At 74.3% G+C, this 15,100-nt stretch carries 14 protein-coding genes and 1 pseudogene; 7 read left to right on the top strand and 8 right to left on the bottom strand.

Translation table 11 applies throughout. From position 1 onward, the window contains the following. Positions 1-50: 50 nt before the first annotated feature. Positions 51-659 carry an O-methyltransferase gene (locus tag J7462_RS23685; protein ID WP_244253447.1) on the bottom strand — a complete coding sequence of 203 codons (609 nt, stop codon included), beginning with the start codon at positions 657-659 and terminating at the stop codon, positions 51-53. 424 nt (positions 660-1,083) lie between these two features. Here J7462_RS23685 and J7462_RS23690 point away from each other — a divergent pair, with 424 nt between their 5' ends. Beyond that, complete coding sequence (locus J7462_RS23690; RefSeq protein WP_219470637.1) at positions 1,084-2,436, top strand: S1C family serine protease; 1,353 nt, start codon at positions 1,084-1,086, stop codon at positions 2,434-2,436. 73 nt (positions 2,437-2,509) lie between these two features. Next, on the top strand, positions 2,510-2,941 hold the full coding sequence (locus J7462_RS23695) for a preprotein translocase subunit TatB (protein ID WP_219466789.1): 432 nt from the start codon (positions 2,510-2,512) through the stop codon (positions 2,939-2,941). A gap of 106 nt (positions 2,942-3,047) precedes the next feature. On the opposite strand, the gene J7462_RS23700 is transcribed toward J7462_RS23695, so the two are convergent. The 3 genes from J7462_RS23700 to J7462_RS23710 form a co-directional block, all read right to left on the bottom strand. Further along, a complete protein-coding gene (locus J7462_RS23700) occupies positions 3,048-4,193 on the bottom strand; it encodes an Mrp/NBP35 family ATP-binding protein (protein ID WP_208570365.1) in 1,146 nt (381 codons plus the stop codon). A gap of 223 nt (positions 4,194-4,416) precedes the next feature. Beyond that, on the bottom strand, positions 4,417-5,070 hold the full coding sequence (locus tag J7462_RS23705; protein ID WP_219466790.1) for a DUF1003 domain-containing protein: 654 nt from the start codon (positions 5,068-5,070) through the stop codon (positions 4,417-4,419). Further along, on the bottom strand, positions 5,063-6,376 hold the full coding sequence (locus J7462_RS23710; protein WP_308291007.1) for a magnesium transporter MgtE N-terminal domain-containing protein: 1,314 nt from the start codon (positions 6,374-6,376) through the stop codon (positions 5,063-5,065). The genes J7462_RS23705 and J7462_RS23710 overlap by 8 nt, the downstream gene beginning before the upstream one ends. A 33-nt stretch (positions 6,377-6,409) precedes the next feature. On the opposite strand from J7462_RS23710, the pseudogene J7462_RS23715 reads away from it, so the two are divergent. The 4 genes and pseudogenes from J7462_RS23715 to J7462_RS23730 all read left to right on the top strand — a co-directional run bounded on the left by J7462_RS23715 (position 6,410) and on the right by J7462_RS23730 (position 11,152). Further along, positions 6,410-7,278, top strand: a pseudogene (locus tag J7462_RS23715) (PhzF family phenazine biosynthesis protein). Between the two features lie 86 nt (positions 7,279-7,364). After that, positions 7,365-7,829 carry a hypothetical protein gene (locus J7462_RS23720; protein ID WP_255598960.1) on the top strand — a complete coding sequence of 155 codons (465 nt, stop codon included), beginning with the start codon at positions 7,365-7,367 and terminating at the stop codon, positions 7,827-7,829. Positions 7,830-7,882: 53 nt separating this feature from the next. Then, the gene (locus J7462_RS23725) at positions 7,883-8,842 is read left to right on the top strand and encodes a DMT family transporter (RefSeq protein WP_219466796.1); all 960 of its coding nucleotides are present in this window, start codon (positions 7,883-7,885) and stop codon (positions 8,840-8,842) included. Between the two features lie 66 nt (positions 8,843-8,908). Next, a complete protein-coding gene (locus J7462_RS23730; RefSeq protein ID WP_219466799.1) occupies positions 8,909-11,152 on the top strand; it encodes an APC family permease in 2,244 nt (747 codons plus the stop codon). An 85-nt stretch (positions 11,153-11,237) separates the two neighbouring features. Here the strand turns inward: J7462_RS23730 and J7462_RS23735 are convergent, their stop codons facing one another. The 3 genes from J7462_RS23735 to J7462_RS23745 form a co-directional block, all read right to left on the bottom strand. Further along, the gene (locus tag J7462_RS23735; RefSeq protein ID WP_219466801.1) at positions 11,238-11,405 is read right to left on the bottom strand and encodes a hypothetical protein; all 168 of its coding nucleotides are present in this window, start codon (positions 11,403-11,405) and stop codon (positions 11,238-11,240) included. A 294-nt stretch (positions 11,406-11,699) separates the two neighbouring features. Continuing rightward, positions 11,700-12,524 carry an SDR family NAD(P)-dependent oxidoreductase gene (locus J7462_RS23740; RefSeq protein ID WP_219470639.1) on the bottom strand — a complete coding sequence of 275 codons (825 nt, stop codon included), beginning with the start codon at positions 12,522-12,524 and terminating at the stop codon, positions 11,700-11,702. A 233-nt stretch (positions 12,525-12,757) separates the two neighbouring features. Continuing rightward, a complete protein-coding gene (locus tag J7462_RS23745) occupies positions 12,758-13,321 on the bottom strand; it encodes a DUF4190 domain-containing protein (RefSeq protein ID WP_208570375.1) in 564 nt (187 codons plus the stop codon). A gap of 184 nt (positions 13,322-13,505) precedes the next feature. Between J7462_RS23745 and J7462_RS23750 the strand changes: the two genes are divergently transcribed. Further along, complete coding sequence (locus J7462_RS23750; RefSeq protein WP_208570417.1) at positions 13,506-14,342, top strand: SDR family NAD(P)-dependent oxidoreductase; 837 nt, start codon at positions 13,506-13,508, stop codon at positions 14,340-14,342. On the opposite strand, the gene J7462_RS33420 is transcribed toward J7462_RS23750, so the two are convergent. Next, positions 14,343-14,576, bottom strand: coding sequence for a DUF4190 domain-containing protein (locus tag J7462_RS33420; protein ID WP_308291008.1), 234 nt, complete (start codon positions 14,574-14,576; stop codon positions 14,343-14,345). Positions 14,577-15,100: the final 524 nt, after the last annotated feature.

Raw genomic sequence — 15,100 nt, forward strand, 5'->3', positions numbered from 1 at the left:
GCGTCCCGACGCGGTCGGCGCCCGGTCGCCGGTCGGCGCCCGGTCGCCGGTCAGCACTTGACCGCGGCCAGCAGGCCGTGGCCGACCGGGAGCAGGGCCGGGATCCACTGCTCGGCCTCCCGGATCGCCTTGACCGTCTCCCGCATGGTCACCGTCTCGGCGTCCCGGGCGGCCGGGTCGCCGATCCGGCCGCTGGCGAAGCCGCCGTTGAGGGCGAGCACCCCACCGGGGCGCAGCAGCCGCAGGGCGGCGTCGACGTACGCGGCGGAGCCGGTCGCCTCACCGTCCACGAAGACCAGGTCGTACGCGCCGTCGGCGAGCCGGGGCAGCACGTCCAACGCCCGCCCGGTGATGATCCGGGTGCGGCCGGACGGGAAACCCGCCTCGACGAGGATCCGCCGGGCGATCCGCTGGTGCTCGATCTCGACGTCGATGGTGGTGAGCACCCCGTCGGCGCGCATCCCGCGCAGCAGCCACACCCCGCTGACCCCGGTGCCGGTGCCGATCTCCACCACCGCGCGGGCGTTGCCGGCGGCGGCGAGCAGGCGCAGTGCCGCCCCGGCCCCGGGGGTGACCGCGTCGAGGCCGACCTCCCGGGCGAGGCTACGGGCGGTGGCCAGCACGATGTCCTCGCCGACGTACGACTCGGCGAACTGCAACGACTGCGCCGTCGGGCTGCCGGAACTGGCGACCGTGGCGATGGGACACCTCCGGGCGGTGGCGATGGTGCGAGGGGCGGGTGGGCGGTATGAGCCTAGAGGCGAGGTACTTTCCGCGCAGCCGCGAGTCCACCCCTGGCGGTTCCGGCGGGGCGGAAGCCGCCGTGGACGGCTCCGCCCGGGGCGGGAGTTGCCCGTGGCCGCCGGCTTGCCCGTGCTGGGTGCCGGAAGGTCAGTGGCTACCCCGGGGAAGGTCGGCGGCGGCCCGGGGAAGGCCAGTGGCGGCCCGGGGGAAGGCCGGCGGCGGGCGGTCGCGGCCGGGCAACAGCTGACTGCGTCCGGCGCATCCGTGCAATCCTGGATGCGGTGCCCCCTGCGCCGTGACCGCCACCCCCGGTCGTGGCCCGGGGCGCCGGGGGACGGACTGGGAGGCACCGACGTGACCGACGGCTGGGACTGGCGAGCGCCCGGCGGGACTCCGGGGTCGGCGGGGCCGCCCCCCGGTCCGCCGCAGACGGGCCCGACGACGCCGTACGGCGGTCCGCCGTCGTCCGGCGGCCACGGCGGGTCGGCGTCGCCGTGGTGGTCCGACGCGCTCGCCGACCCGTGGCGGGACCCGTACGCCCCGTCGGCGGTCGTGCTGCCGAGCGTGCCGGCCCCCGGGGCGGCCCCGGAACCGGTCACCGACCCGGATGCGCCGGGCCGGCCGAAGCTGCGCCAACTGCTGATCGTCCCGTTGATCGTCGCGTTGCTCGCCGGCACCCTGGGCGGTGCCCTCGGTTATGCCTTCGCGGTGCGCGGCGGGGTCGGCGGTGGGGTCACCCTGGGGGCTCCGGGCGAGGGTCCGGCTCTGGCCCAGCGTCGCCCGGACTCGCTGGCCGGGGTCGCCGGTCGGGTCCTGCCCAGCGTGGTGACCATCCGGGTGGCCAGCCTGGGCGGCACCAGCGAGGGGTCCGGGTTCATCGTCAGCGCCGACGGTTACGTGGTGACCAACGACCACGTGGTCGCCGACGGCACCGGCCGGGCGTCGGTGACCTTCAACGACGGCAGCAGCTCCCCGGCGACGGTGGTGGGTCAGGACCCGGAGTCGGACATCGCGGTGATCAAGGTGAACCGCAAGGGGCTGCGGCCGATCGAGTTCGGTGACTCCGAGTCGCTCGCGGTGGGGGACCCGGTGCTGGCCATCGGCTCGCCCCTGTCGCTGGCGAACACGGTGACCGCCGGCATCATCAGCGCCCTGGACCGCACCATGCAGGCGGGGGAGCCCGGCGGGCCGGTCCGCTACTACGCCGCGATCCAGACCGACGCGGCCGTCAACCACGGCAACTCGGGTGGCCCGCTGGTCGACTCGGCCGGCCGGGTGATCGGGGTGAACTCGACGATCAGGTCGCTGGTCGCGGAGGGGCAGGAGGCGGGGAACATCGGGCTCGCCTTCGCCATCCCGATCAACCAGGCGAAGCGGATCACCCAGGACATCATCGGCACCGGCAAGGCCCGGCGTACCGTGATCGGGGCCCAGGTCGCCGGCACCGGGACCGCCACCCGGGCCGGCACCGGCGTGCGCCTGGCGGCCGTGGAACCGGCCGGCCCGGCGGCGGCGGCGGGCCTGCAGACGGGCGATGTCGTCCTGCGGCTCAACGGGCGGCCGATGAACGAGCCGACCGACCTGATCGCCCTGGTCCGCAAGTTCGCCCCGGGGTCGGTGGTGACGGTGGAGTACCGGCGTGGTTCGACCCGGCAGAACGCCTCGGTGACGCTTGCCGCGGATGCCAAGTGAGGGCCGGTCACCCCCTCCCGAAGCGGGGCCTGACGTGCGTAGTCTTGGTACGACGCGACGAGGAGGCCCCGCGGTGCTCGACAACCTGAACTGGTGGGAGATCGGCGTACTGCTGCTCCTGGCGTTGCTGATCTTCGGGGACCGGTTGCCCAACGTCATCAGCGACGGCCTGCGGATGGTGCGCAACCTGCGCAACATGGCCCGCAACGCGACGGGTGACCTGAGCCGTGAGCTGGGCACCGACATCCAGCTGGAGGATCTGCACCCGAAGGCGTTCATCCGCAAGCACCTCCTCAGCGAGGAGGACGAGCAGGCGATCCGCAAGCCCCTCCAGGGTGTCTACGACAACCTGCGGGCGGATGTCACCGGGGTGCACGAGGAACTCAAGGACATCGCCGACCGGGTCGACCCGCGCGCCGCCGTCCGGCGGAGCACCGCGACGAGCACCGCCGCCGTTCCTGCTCCCGCGCCGGCCCCCCGCCCCAGCTACGACGACGCCACCTGACGTTCTGATCCACTCGGTGCCGGGCCGGTTGCGGTGTCCCCGGCCGGGGACACCGCAACATCGGCTCACATGAGTGGACCACCCCTGCCCGCCGGGGCGGGTGTGGTCAGCGGCCGGCGGGGGTGAGACCCAGCGGCTTGCCGAGCAGCGACTCGCGACGTACCGCCAGCCGGTCGGCGACCTGGCGCAGCGCCTTCGCGGCGGGCGCGTCCGGTGCGGACAGCACGATCGGGATGCCGGCGTCGCCGCCCTCACGGACCCGGGTGTCCATCGGGATCTGCCCCAGCAGCGGCACCTGCGCGCCGATCGTCCGGGTCAGCGACTCGGCCACCTCCTGGCCGCCACCGGCGCCGAAGACCTCCATCCGGGAACCGTCCGGCAGCTCCAGCCAGGACATGTTCTCGATGACACCGACGATCCGCTGGTGGGTCTGCAGGGAGATCGCGCCGGCCCGCTCGGCGACCTCGGCGGCTGCGGCCTGCGGGGTGGTCACCACCAGGATCTCGGCGTTCGGCAGCAGCTGGGCGACCGAGATGGCGATGTCGCCGGTGCCCGGGGGCAGGTCGAGCAGCAGGACGTCCAGCTCACCCCAGTAGACGTCACCGAGGAACTGCTGCAACGCCCGGTGCAGCATCGGGCCGCGCCATACCACGGCCGCGTTGCCCGGGGTGAACATGCCGATCGAGATGACCTTCACGCCGTTCGCCTGCGGCGGCATGATCATGTCTTCCACCCGGGTGGGCTTGCCGTCCGCGCCGAGCATCCGGGGCACCGAGTGGCCGTAGATGTCGGCGTCGACCACACCGACGGACAGGCCCCGGGCGGCCAGCGCGGCGGCCAGGTTGACCGTGACGCTGGACTTGCCCACGCCGCCCTTGCCGCTGGCCACCGCGTAGACCCGGGTGCGGGAGCCGGGCTGGGCGAACGGGATCACCGCCTCGTCGGTGCTGCCGCCGCGCAGCTTGCCCTGCAACTCCTGCCGCTGCTCCGGGCTCATCACCCCGAAGTCGATCTCGACGCCGGTCACCCCGGGCACCGCGCCGACGGCGGCGGTGATGTCCCCGCGCAGCTTGTCCTTCAGCGGACAGCCGGCCACGGTGAGCAGCAGCCCGACCCGGACCACGCCGTCCTCGCCGATCTCGGCGGAGCGGACCATGCCGAGGTCGGTGATGGGCCGGCGGATCTCCGGGTCGTTGACGGTGGCCAGCGCGGCCTGGATCGCGTCGGAGAGGGTGCTGACGGGAGCTGACATGCGGGCAATGCTACGTCGGCCGGGCGGGACGACCGCCGGCAGCGGGGCCGGGTGTGAGCGAATCGATCGGTCGGTCCGGCCCGCCCCGCTCCACGGACAAACCTGGACGATCAGGTACGGGGCCCGCTGGCGCTCCGGCCCGCGACAAGCGGGTCACCGACGCGGGGTCGACCCCCGGTCGGGGCCGCCGCCAGCCCACCCGTGCCGGTCCGGCGTCGCGGGCTCAGCTCTCCGGGCGGTGGCCGTCGCGCACGTAGTCGCCGTCGAGATCGTCCCGGGGCTCGTCGAGCGGCGGCTCACCACCCCCGGAGCGTCCCTCACCCCCGGATCGTCCCTCACCACCTCCGGGGCGTGCGCTAGGCCGGTCCAGCTGCCGCAACTCCCGCTTCTGCCGGCGCTGCGCCGCCGCGTCCAGCTCCTCGGCCAACCGGACCAGCTCGGAACGGAGGAAATCCCGGGTGGCCACCTCGCCCAGGGCGATCCGCAGCGCGGCGACCTCCCGGGCCAGGTACTCGGTGTCCGCCTTCTGCATGGTCGCCCGGCGGCGGTCCTCCTCCAGCGCCACCCGGTCCCGGTCCGTCTGCCGGTTCTGCGCGAGCAGGATCAACGGGGCCGCGTAGGACGCCTGCAACGACAACACCAGGGTCAGGAACGTGAAGGTGTACGGGTCGAAGCGCAGGTCCGCCGGGGCCAGGGTGTTCCAGCCGAACCACAGGGCGATCACCACCGTCATGTAGACGATGAAGTTCGCCGTACCCATCCCCCGGGCGATCCCCTCCGACCAGCGCCCGAACGCCTCCGGGTCGAACCGGGGCAGCTGGACGCCCCGGGGCTCGCGCGGCTGGTCCAGCCGTTCGGCCCGTCGTTGGTCAGCCATCGGTGCCACCGCCCGTCGGCCCGGCCACCGCGGCGGAGGACCCTGCGTCGTCGTCGGACGGGGTGGTCACGGCGTCCCGGTCCCGCCAGTCCCGGGGCAGCGAGTGGTCCAGCACGTCGTCGACGGTGACCGCGCCGACCAGCCGGTTGTTCCGGTCGACCACGGGCATCGCCACCAGGTCGTAGGTGGCCATCCGGCGGGTTATCTCCGGCAACGGGGTGGTCGGGCGCAGCGGGTCGATGTCGTTGATCACGATCCCGCCGAGCAGGTCGGCCGGGGGTTCGCGCAGCAACCGCTGGAAGTGCACGATGCCCAGGTAACGGCCCGTCGGGGTGGTCATCGGGGCACGGGTCACGAAGACCTGCGCGGCGATCGCCGGGGAGAGCTGCTCCTCCCTGATCCGGGCCAGTGCCTCGGCGACCGTGGCGTCCGGCGGCAGGATCACCGGCTCCGAGGTCATCACGCTGCCCGCCGTACCGGAGGTGTACTTGAGCAGTTGGCGGACCGGGTCGGCCTCGTCCGGTTCCATCAGGTCGAGCAGCACGTCCTGTTCGGGCGGGGGCAGCTCGTTGAGCAGGTCGGCGGCGTCGTCCGGGTCCATCTCCTCCAGCACGTCGGCGGCCCGCTCCCGATCCAGTGCGGCGAGGATCTCCACCTGGTCGCGTTCGGGCAGCTCGCCGAGCACGTCGGCGAGGCGTTCGTCGTCGAGGGCCGCCGCGACCTCGTTGCGCCGGGCGTCGGGCAGGTCCTGGAGCGCGTTGGCCAGGTCGGCGGGGCGCATGTCCTCCAGCACCGCCAGCAGGTTGGCGGTGCCCCGGTTGTCGGCGATGCCGCTCAGCCCGCGTACCCGGTCCCAGTCGACCTGGTGCAGGTGGCCACGGCGGGTCAACCGGCTGGTCTGCTCGCGGACGGCGACCCGGGACAGCGCCCATTCGCCGCCCCGGCTGCGCTCCATCGCCACGTCCACCACCGCGCCGGGCTGGCCGCCCGGGTCGAGCTGCACCCGCCGGTCCAGCAGCTCCTGGAGGACGAGCAGCTCGTTGGGGCGTTTGGAGAAGCGGCGCAGGTTGAGGGTGCCGCTGCCGAGGACGACCGCGTCGGGGTCGATGGAGGTGATCCGGTTGATGGACAGGAAGATCCGGCGGCGCATCGGCATCTCGGCCACCAGCCCCACCACCTCGGGCGGGCGCTGGGTCGGCCGGATCCGGGCGACCGCGTCGCGAACCCGCCCCACCTGGTCGCCGTTCGGGTCGAAGACGGCGACTCCGGCGAGTCGAGCGATGTAGACCCGGTTCGGCGTACTCACGGCCACCAGCCTAAGCGCCTAGTGTTTATCACCATGTCGACCCTGGCCTACGAGATCGTGGACGTCTTCACCGACCGCCCGTTCGCCGGCAACCCCCTGGCCGTGGTGTTCGGCGCCGAAGCGCTGGCCACCGAGCAGATGCAGGCGCTGGCGATGGAGTTCAACCTGTCGGAGACGGTGTTCGTGCTGCCGCCGACCCAGGTGGGCGCCACCTACCGGGCCCGGATCTTCACCCCGACCGAGGAGCTGCCGTTCGCCGGGCACCCCAGCGTGGGCGCGGCGGTCACCGCCGGTCGCCGGGGGCTGTTCGGGGTCGGGTCGGTCAGTCAGGAGTGCCACGCCGGGGTGCTCCCCCTCGAGGTGACCGCGACGGGAGCCACCCTGACCGGCGGCACCCCCACCCTCGGACCGGAACTCGATCCCGAGCCGCTGCTGGAAATGGCCGGGCTCACCGCCGACGACCACACCGGCCCGGCCCCCGGGTGGCCGGCTGCGGGCTGGAGTTCCCCTACCTCCCGGTGCGTCCGGACGCGGTGGCCCGCGCCCGGGTCAACGCGGCGGCGGCCCAGCGGTACGGAGTCGAACACGTCAGCGTCTTCTCCTGGGACGCCGACACGCAAACCGCACACGCCCGGGTATTCGTGCCCGGCCTCGGCATCCCGGAGGACCCGGCCACCGGCTCGGCCGCCCTGGGGTTGGGGGTGTGGCTGGTCGCCAGCGGTCTGCTCCCCGGGGAGGGGCGCAGCGGGTACGCCGTCCGGCAGGGCGCGGAGATCGGCCGCCCGTCCGCGTTGACCTGCACGGTGACCGCCGAGGGCGGGATGGCGGTCGGGACGACCGTGGCCGGCCAGGTGATGCCGGTGGCCCGGGGTGAGATCGTCGTCCCACCGTTCGTGGGCTGACCGCGGTCGGGTGGGAGCTGCGAGAGGATGCGGGTGTGACGGACGAGGTGGCTGCCTCCCGGTCGACGCCACTGGTCGACGAGGCGATGAAGAAGGCCGCGGTGGCATGGGTGGGCGTCGCGGACGGGCCGGCGACCGCACTGTGGTGCGTACCCCTGGAGGGGGCGTTGTTCGTGGTCAGCGGGCCGGGGGAGCAGACCGCGCCGGGCCTGGCCGACGCCGACGCCGCCCGGGTGACCCTGCGCGGTGACCACGGCGGACGCATCGTGACCTGGCCGGCCCGGGTGACCCGGCTGGCCCCGGGCACCCCGGAGTGGGAGACGTCGGCACCGCTGGTGGCGGCGAAGCGGCTGAACGCCTCCGGCCCGACCGCCGACCTGGTGGCCCGCTGGGCGGCCGACGGCTGCGCGCTGACCCGCCTCGCCCCGGACGGCCCGCCGGACGCCGGGCCGGCCCTGCCGGACGCCTCCCTCGCCGCCGAGCCGCGCGGCGCGGCCGTGGTCCGGGCCACCCGCAAGCCGTTCCGCCTGCACCGGGTCCGCCGCCGCTGACCCACCGCCCGGCGTCCACACCCGCGACGCCGCCCGTGTGAGGATGACGCACCGTGTCCTCCGCTGCCCCGCACCCGCGCCCACCTGTCGATCCGCTGACCGTCGGTGTGCTCGCGATCGCCGTCGCCTCGGTCTCGTCGTCGGCCCCGCTGATCGCCTTCGCGGCGGCTCCCGCGCTGGCCGTCGCAGCGTGGCGGAACCTGCTCTCGGCCGCCGTGCTCGTCCCGTTCACGCTGGTCCGCCGGCGGGCCGAGCTGCGCACCCTGACCGTCGGGGCGGGCCGTCGGGAGGGCTGGTACTGCGTGCTGTCCGGGGTGGCGTTGGCCGCGCACTTCGCCACCTGGATGCCGAGCGCCCAGCTCACCTCGGTCGCGGCGGCCACCGCCCTGGGCGCCACCCAGCCGGTCTGGCAGGGGCTGATCGCCCGCTGGCAGGGTCGGCGGCTGCCGTACGCCGTCTGGGTCGGTATCGGGCTGGCGGTGACCGGCGCGGTGCTGGCGACCGGCGCGGACGTCGGCGTCTCCGGCCGGGCCTTCGCCGGTGACCTGCTCGCGGTGGTCGGCGGGATGTTCGCCGCCGTCTACACCGCCTTCGGCGAACGGGCCCGCGCCACCATCAGCACCGCCACCTACACCACCATCTGCTACGGGGTGTGCGCGGTGATCCTGCTGGTCGTCTGCCTGGCCGGCGGGGTACGGCTGCACGGCTACGGCACCAGCACCTGGCTGGCGATCGCCGGGCTGGTGGTGGGGGCCCAACTGCTCGGCCACTCGATGTTCAACCACGCGCTGCGCCGGGTGTCGGCGACCACGATCAGCGTGTTGATCCTGCTGGAGGCGCCCGGTGCGGCACTGATCGCCTGGGCCTGGCTGGGGCAGCTGCCGCGCCCGTTCGCCCTGCCCGGGTTGGCGCTGCTGCTCGCCGGGGTGGCCGTGGTGGTGCTCGGCGGGGCCCGCGCCGGCCGTCGCCCCGCCCCGCCGGCGGTCCCCGCCGACGCCGCCCCGCCCTCCTGAGCGATTCCGCCCAAACCACGGGCAGGGGACCCCGGCACGCGTGAGAGTGCGGGGGGAGGTGGGGCGATGTCGGGGCGCAACGTGGACGACGACCGCAGCGGCACCGTGGTCACCCCGTCGGCCGAGTTCCCGCCGCTCGACCCCGCCGAGGTGGACACCCTGCGCCGGGTCGGCGCGCACTGGCGGACCGGAAGCCGGCCCGCCCTGCCGGTCGACCCGACGCTGGACCGCTACCGGAACCGTCCCGCCCCGGGCCGGTTCAGCCGACTGGCCCCGATCGCGCTGTTCGAGCCGGAGCCGGGTGGCCGGGACGGGCGGGACGGGTTGATCGCCGCCGAACCGGCGAACCGCCCCGACTCCCACCTCGGCCGACGGCTGGGCCGGGTCCGGCGGGTGGTGCTCGGCCCACCGTTGGCCAGCGCTGCCGTGCTGCACGAGCGGATGCGCAAACTGGTGGCCCTGCCGGTGCTCTCCTCCGACCTGCTCAGCTCGGTGGCGTACGGGCCGGAGGCGCTGCTGACCGTGCTGGTGCTGGCCGGCAGCGGGGCGCTGGGCCTGGCGCTGCCCCTGTCGGCCGGGCTGGTGCTGTTGATGGTGGCCGTCGGGATCTCCTACCGGCAGACCATCCCGGCGTACCCGCACGGGGCCGGGTCGTACCTGGTGGCGGGGGACAACCTGGGGGTCGGGGCGGGGTTGACCGCCGCCGCCGGGCTGATGCTGGACTACGTGCTGACCGTGTCGGTGTCGATCGCCGCCGGCCTGCACGCGGTCACCTCGGCGCTGCCGGGGCTGACGCCGTTCACCGTGCCGCTCGGGGTGCTGGTGATCCTGGTGCTGCTCGCCGGCAACCTGCGCGGGGTACGCACCGCCGGCAACATCTTCGTCCTGCCCACGTACGCCTTCGTGGTCGCCGTGCTGGGGTTGCTGGTGGTCGGCTACCTGCGGGCGGCCGGCCGGGGGTTCACACCGGTGGCCCCGCCGGTCGTGCCGGCGGCAGAGGGTCTGGGCCTGCTGCTGGTGCTGCGGGCGTTCGCCTCCGGGGCGGTGTCGATGACCGGCATCGAGGCGGTCTCCAACGCGGTCCCGGCGTTCCGCCCGACGGAGTGGCGCAACGCGCGGACCACGCTGGGCTGGATGGTGGCGATGCTGGTGGTCCTCTTCGCCGGGCTGACCCTGCTGATCCACCTGGCCGGTCTGGTGCCCCGCCCCGGTGAGACGCTGCTGTCCCAGCTCGCCCGGGTCACCTTCCCGACCGGCCCCTGGTACGCCGTCGTCCAGGCGACCACCGCGCTGATCCTGCTGCTGGCGGCGAACACCGCGTTCAACGACTTTCCCCGGCTGCTGTTCTTCATGGCCCGCGCCGGTCACGCGCCGCGCCGCTTCCTGCACCTGGGCGACCGGCTGGCGTTCGGCAACGGCCTGGTGGCGTTGTCCGGGACGGCGATCGTGGTGTTCGTCGCGTTCGGCGGGCACACCGAGAAACTGATCCCGCTGTACGCGGTGGGGGTGTTCCTCGCCTTCACCCTGTCGCAGAGCGGCATGGTGGTGCACTGGCGGCGGCACCGGGACGCCGGCTGGCGGCGTCGGGCGCTGGTCAACGGGGTGGGCGCGGTCCTGTCCGGCCTGGTGCTGCTGACCGCGGCGGTGGCGAAGTTCACCGAGGGCGCCTGGGTGGTGGTCGTCGCCGTACCGCTGCTGGTGCTGCTCTTCCGCCGGATCCACCGGCACTACCGCGACCTGCACACCGCCCTGGCCCTGCGAGCCCCGCCGGCAGCTGCGGAGCCTGGGGCGGGGCCGCAGCCGGTGGCGGGAGGGGGCCCGCCGCCCTCCGGGACGGGGCACGGGGTCGGGCCGCCCCGGCCTCCGGCGGGCAGGTCCGTCGAGGGCGAGGAGCTGCCGCAGGAGCTGCGGCACCTGGTGGTGGTCCCGGTGGTACGCCTCAACCGGGCCTCGATGCGTGCCCTGGCGTACGCGGTGTCGCTGGGCCGGCCGACGCTGGCGGTGCACCTCGCTCCGGAGGACGCCGAGGCGGACCGGTTCCGGGAGCAGTGGCGGGCCTGGGGGGACCACGTGCGGCTGGAGACGATCGTCTCGCCCTACCGGGCGGTGGTCGGGCCGTTGGCGCACTACCTGGCGGCGTTGCACGTCGCCGCGCCGGAGCTGGTGCTGACCGTGGTGGTGCCGGAGGTGCTGCTGCGCCGGCCGTGGCACCGCCTGCTGCACAACCGCACCGGTCAACGGCTGCGCCGGGCCCTGCGGGCGCTGCCCGGCGTGGTGGTCACCACCGTCCCGGTCCACGTCGTCGAGTGAGGACCACCCCGGCGGCGCGGGGCGGTCGCCCACGCCACCGTTGGCCGGCCGGGTGGCGGCGTCCTCGCCTACTGCCCACGCCCGATCATGCGCTCCTGCTGGGGCGAGTCAGGATGAGGTCGACCAGGAGGATCGGCGTCATCGCGACCGCCCCCACGAGCGCCGCCTGCCAGACCGGCAGATCCGCGATCAATCCGACGACGACCAGGATCAGCAGTGCCACTGGATACGCAACCCGCACGTGACGCGCCATGACCCGACTGTAGCGACCGCCGGCACCTGCCGAGCACGCCGCGAACAGGGCCCCGGCGGACCGTCGAGCAACGCGTCGCCGGGGCCAAGGAGAACATCAGGATCGTGGAGATCTGTTGTCGCTCCAGCAGCAGGAGATCTCCACAGAACAGGGTGTCTCGCAGGGCCTGCTCGTTTCGACGGATGGGATCAGTCTGCCGGCACCGCCTTCACGTAGACGCCTTCGCCCTGGCGCCCCGAGCATCTCGGGACGGCCACGTCGGTCCCGGGGCGCAGCAGTTGGTGTGGGGCCCCGTCAGGCGGCGAGGCCGACGGCGGTGGCGCTGGCGGTCCAGAGGCGGGCGGCCAGGGCCGGGTCGGCCGCTCTCGGCCAGGGGCGGCGCAGTCGCCGGTCGGCGTAGTAGCCCCCGTCGACCAGCCGGGACGCGGGCTGGTTGGCGAGCCAGAGCAGGGTCTCTGCGCCCTTCTCCGGGCTGCGGAACGGCATCACCCGCATGCCGAGGGCGACCAGCCTGCTGTCCGCGCCGAACCGGGTCCGCACCACCCCCGGGTGGAACGAGTACGCCGGCACGTCGGGCCAGCGTCGGGCCGCCTCGGCGGCGAACAGGATGTTGGCCTGCTTGCTGGTGCCGTACGCGCGCATCGGCCGGTAACGGCGCAGCGCGGCGTTGAGGTCGTCGGGGTCGAGGGTCCCGCTGCGGTGCGCACCGGAGGCGGTCACCACCAGCCGGCCGACCCGGTCGATCAGCAGGTTGCTCAACAGGAACGGGGCCAGGTGGTTGGCCTGGATCGACAGCTCGAACCCGTCGACCGTGGTGAGCGGCTCCAACACGATCGCCCCGGCGTTGTTGGCCAGCACGTCGATCCGGTCGTACGCCGCCCGCAGCCGCTCGGCGAGCCCGCGTACGTCGTCCAGCACGGCGAAGTCGGCGCGGAAGAGCTCGGGGCGCTCGCCGGACGCCTCGCGTACCCGGTCACCGGCGGCCCGGAGGCGGGCCGGGTCCCGGCCGACCAGCACCACCCGGTCGCCCCGCCGGGCCAGCGCCACGGAGGCGGCCAGGCCGATGCCGGAGCTGGCCCCGGTCACCACCACGGTCCGCCGCCCGGCGAGATCTTCCACAGGTCCGTTCACCCCGGTCACGGCACGAGGTTACCGCGAGGTCACCAAGCCCCGGGGACCGTCGGGTCCCTGTCATGTCCAGCGCCGTGCGGGCCATCGACGCCGCCGCTCCTGCGGGTCCGCGAACACCGACACGCCCTGGCGGTCCCGGCCGGGTCGACCCGCACCCGCACGTCACCCCATCGGGGCAGTGACCCGGTGGGCCGCCCCGGGTCCCGGGGCGGCCCCGCTGCTCAGTAGCTGGTGCCGTAGCCGGTCGTCGACTCCTGGTTGGCCAGCCAGACGAAGAAGACCACCAGGGCGATGGTGGCCAGCACCGCGATGACGGTGGAGATCCAGCCGACGACGATGCCGGCGGTGGCGAAGCCGGCGCCGCCCTCGCCCCGCTCCCTGATCTGCTTGCGGGCCACGTGGCCGAGGATCGCGCCGATGATGCCGATGTAGCCGCCGAGCCCGTAACCGCACAGGCCGATCGCGCCGATGATCGAGACGATCATCGAGGCGATGGCGAGGCCGCTCTGCGGGGGCGGGGGCTGGTAGCCGCCGTAGCCGGGGAACCCGGCCGGCTGCGGGTAACCGGACGGTTGCGGGTAGGCGGCTGCGGCAGCGTACGGGTCGACCGGGCCGGCCTGGCCGGGGATGAGCGGCGCACCCGCGTACGGGTCAGCCGGGGCGTACGGGTCCTTGCCGATCGGTTGGGCGGAAACCGGTGGGCCGCTGGCCGGCAGTGTCGGATCGGGCTGGTGGCCCGACCATGCCGGGTCCTGCCAGCCGTCCGAGGGCGGGGGGTAGGTCATCTGATCTTCTCCGTCGCATGTAGGTGCGCCGTCAGGGTAGCCAGGGTGCAACAGCGGTGGGGTCCGCCCGTGGTGGCTCGTTGCCCACGTCGCACCGAGCGGGCAGGATCGCGGCATGGCTATCGACGCACGTGGGGCCGACCGATCCGGCAGCCGACCGAGGCGGGACGTGAGCCGTCCCGGCCTGGCCCGGCGCACCCGCGCCGTCGGCGGCGGCAGCGACGCCGGCCAGGACGAGCCGGTGCCGGTGGCCGACCCGGTGACCATGCGGCTGGACGGCCGGGTCGCGCTGGTCACCGGCGCGGGCAGCGCGGACGGCATCGGGTACGCGACCGCCCGCCGACTGGCCGACCTGGGTGCCCGGGTGGCGATCGTCTCCACCACCCGGCGCATCCACGACCGGGCCGGGGAACTGGGCGTGACCGGCTTCGTCGCCGACCTGACCGACGAGTCCGAGGTCGGTGCACTGGCCGACGCGGTCGCCGAGCAGCTCGGTGACGTCGAGGTGCTGGTCAACAACGCCGGCCTGGCCAGCCGGGCCAGCCCCGAGGTGCTGCGTCCGGTGGCCCAGCTCAGCTATGACGAGTGGCGCGGCGAGATCGACCGGAACCTGACCACCGCGTTCCTGTGCAGCCGGGCCTTCATCGGCGGGATGGCCGAACGGGGCTGGGGGCGGATCGTCAACCTCTCGGCGACCGCCGGGCCGGTCAAGGCGCTGCCCACCGAGGCGGCGTACGCGGCGGCCAAGGCGGGGGTGGTCGGGCTGACCCGGGCGCTGGCGATGGAGATGATCGCCGACGGGGTGACGGTGAACGCGGTGGCCCCGGGGACGATCTACACGGCGGCGTCCACGATCGCGGAGATCAAGCAGGGGTTGGGCACCCCGGTCGGCCGCCCCGGCACCCCCGACGAGGTGGCCGCCGCGATCAGTTTCCTCTGCTCGCCGGCGGCGTCGTACATCACCGGGCAGATGTTGGTGGTCGACGGCGGCAACAGCGTCCGGGAGGCGCAGTTCCGCTGATCAGTACCCGGTGTCGCTGCTGCCGCTGGCGCCGGCCCACACGACGAGGGCCAGCCAGCCGCAGCAGACGAGCACCCCGATCACGGTGAACGCGTAGCCCAGGACCAGCCCCCAGGTGGCGAGCTGGTCGCCAGCCTCGCCGGTGCGGCGGATCTGCCGCTTGGCCAGGTGGCCGAGGACGATGCCGGCCGGGGCGAAGACGAAGGCGAGGACCAGGGACAGGATCGCCAGCACGTTGGTTTCACCGCCGGGCCGCCCGTACTGCCCGGACGGCGGGTACGCCGGCTGCTCCCACGGCTGTCGCCCCCACTGTTGCTGTCCCCAGGGCTGTTCGCCCGGCGTCGGCTGCCCCCAGGGTGGTTCAGCGGGAGCCGGCGGTGTCCGGTCCGGCGACCCGTCCTGCGGTGGCTGCCCCCACGGCGGTGGCTCGTCCGGCGATGGCTGTCCCCAGGACGGTGGGGTCGGCGGAGCGGACTGCGGCGGTTCGGCCGGCTCACCGGTCGGCGGTGGTTCGGCCGGGTGGCCCGACGGGGACGGTCCGGTGGGCTGCGCCCAGGGCGACGGGTCGGGCCGGGGCGGTTCGTACGGCGATGGTGGCTGCTCCGGTCCCCCCGGTGGCGTACTCACGGTGTCCGCCTTCCGCCGCAGCTCAATGGTCCTTTCTCCTGCGGACGCTACCGGTAGCGGTGCACCTTTTCCCGGGGGTTGGCGGGACGGGGTCGCCCGGCGGTTGGCGGGACGGGTCGCCGGCGGGTCCG

Origin of the sequence: Micromonospora sp. RL09-050-HVF-A (genome assembly GCF_019374995.1) — a bacterium.
GTDB lineage: Bacteria > Actinomycetota > Actinomycetes > Mycobacteriales > Micromonosporaceae > Micromonospora > Micromonospora antibiotica.

Excerpts from the sequence above, each read along its gene's own strand:
- J7462_RS23700 (WP_208570365.1), bottom strand. The coding sequence starts at position 4,193 with ATGTCAGCTCCCGTCAGCACCCTCTCCGACGCGATCCAGGCCGCGCTG.
- J7462_RS23705 (WP_219466790.1), bottom strand. The coding sequence starts at position 5,070 with ATGGCTGACCAACGACGGGCCGAACGGCTGGACCAGCCGCGCGAGCCC.
- J7462_RS23720 (WP_255598960.1), top strand. The coding sequence starts at position 7,365 with ATGAAGAAGGCCGCGGTGGCATGGGTGGGCGTCGCGGACGGGCCGGCG.
- J7462_RS23730 (WP_219466799.1), top strand. The coding sequence starts at position 8,909 with ATGTCGGGGCGCAACGTGGACGACGACCGCAGCGGCACCGTGGTCACC.
- J7462_RS23735 (WP_219466801.1), bottom strand. The coding sequence starts at position 11,405 with ATGGCGCGTCACGTGCGGGTTGCGTATCCAGTGGCACTGCTGATCCTG.
- J7462_RS23745 (WP_208570375.1), bottom strand. The coding sequence starts at position 13,321 with ATGACCTACCCCCCGCCCTCGGACGGCTGGCAGGACCCGGCATGGTCG.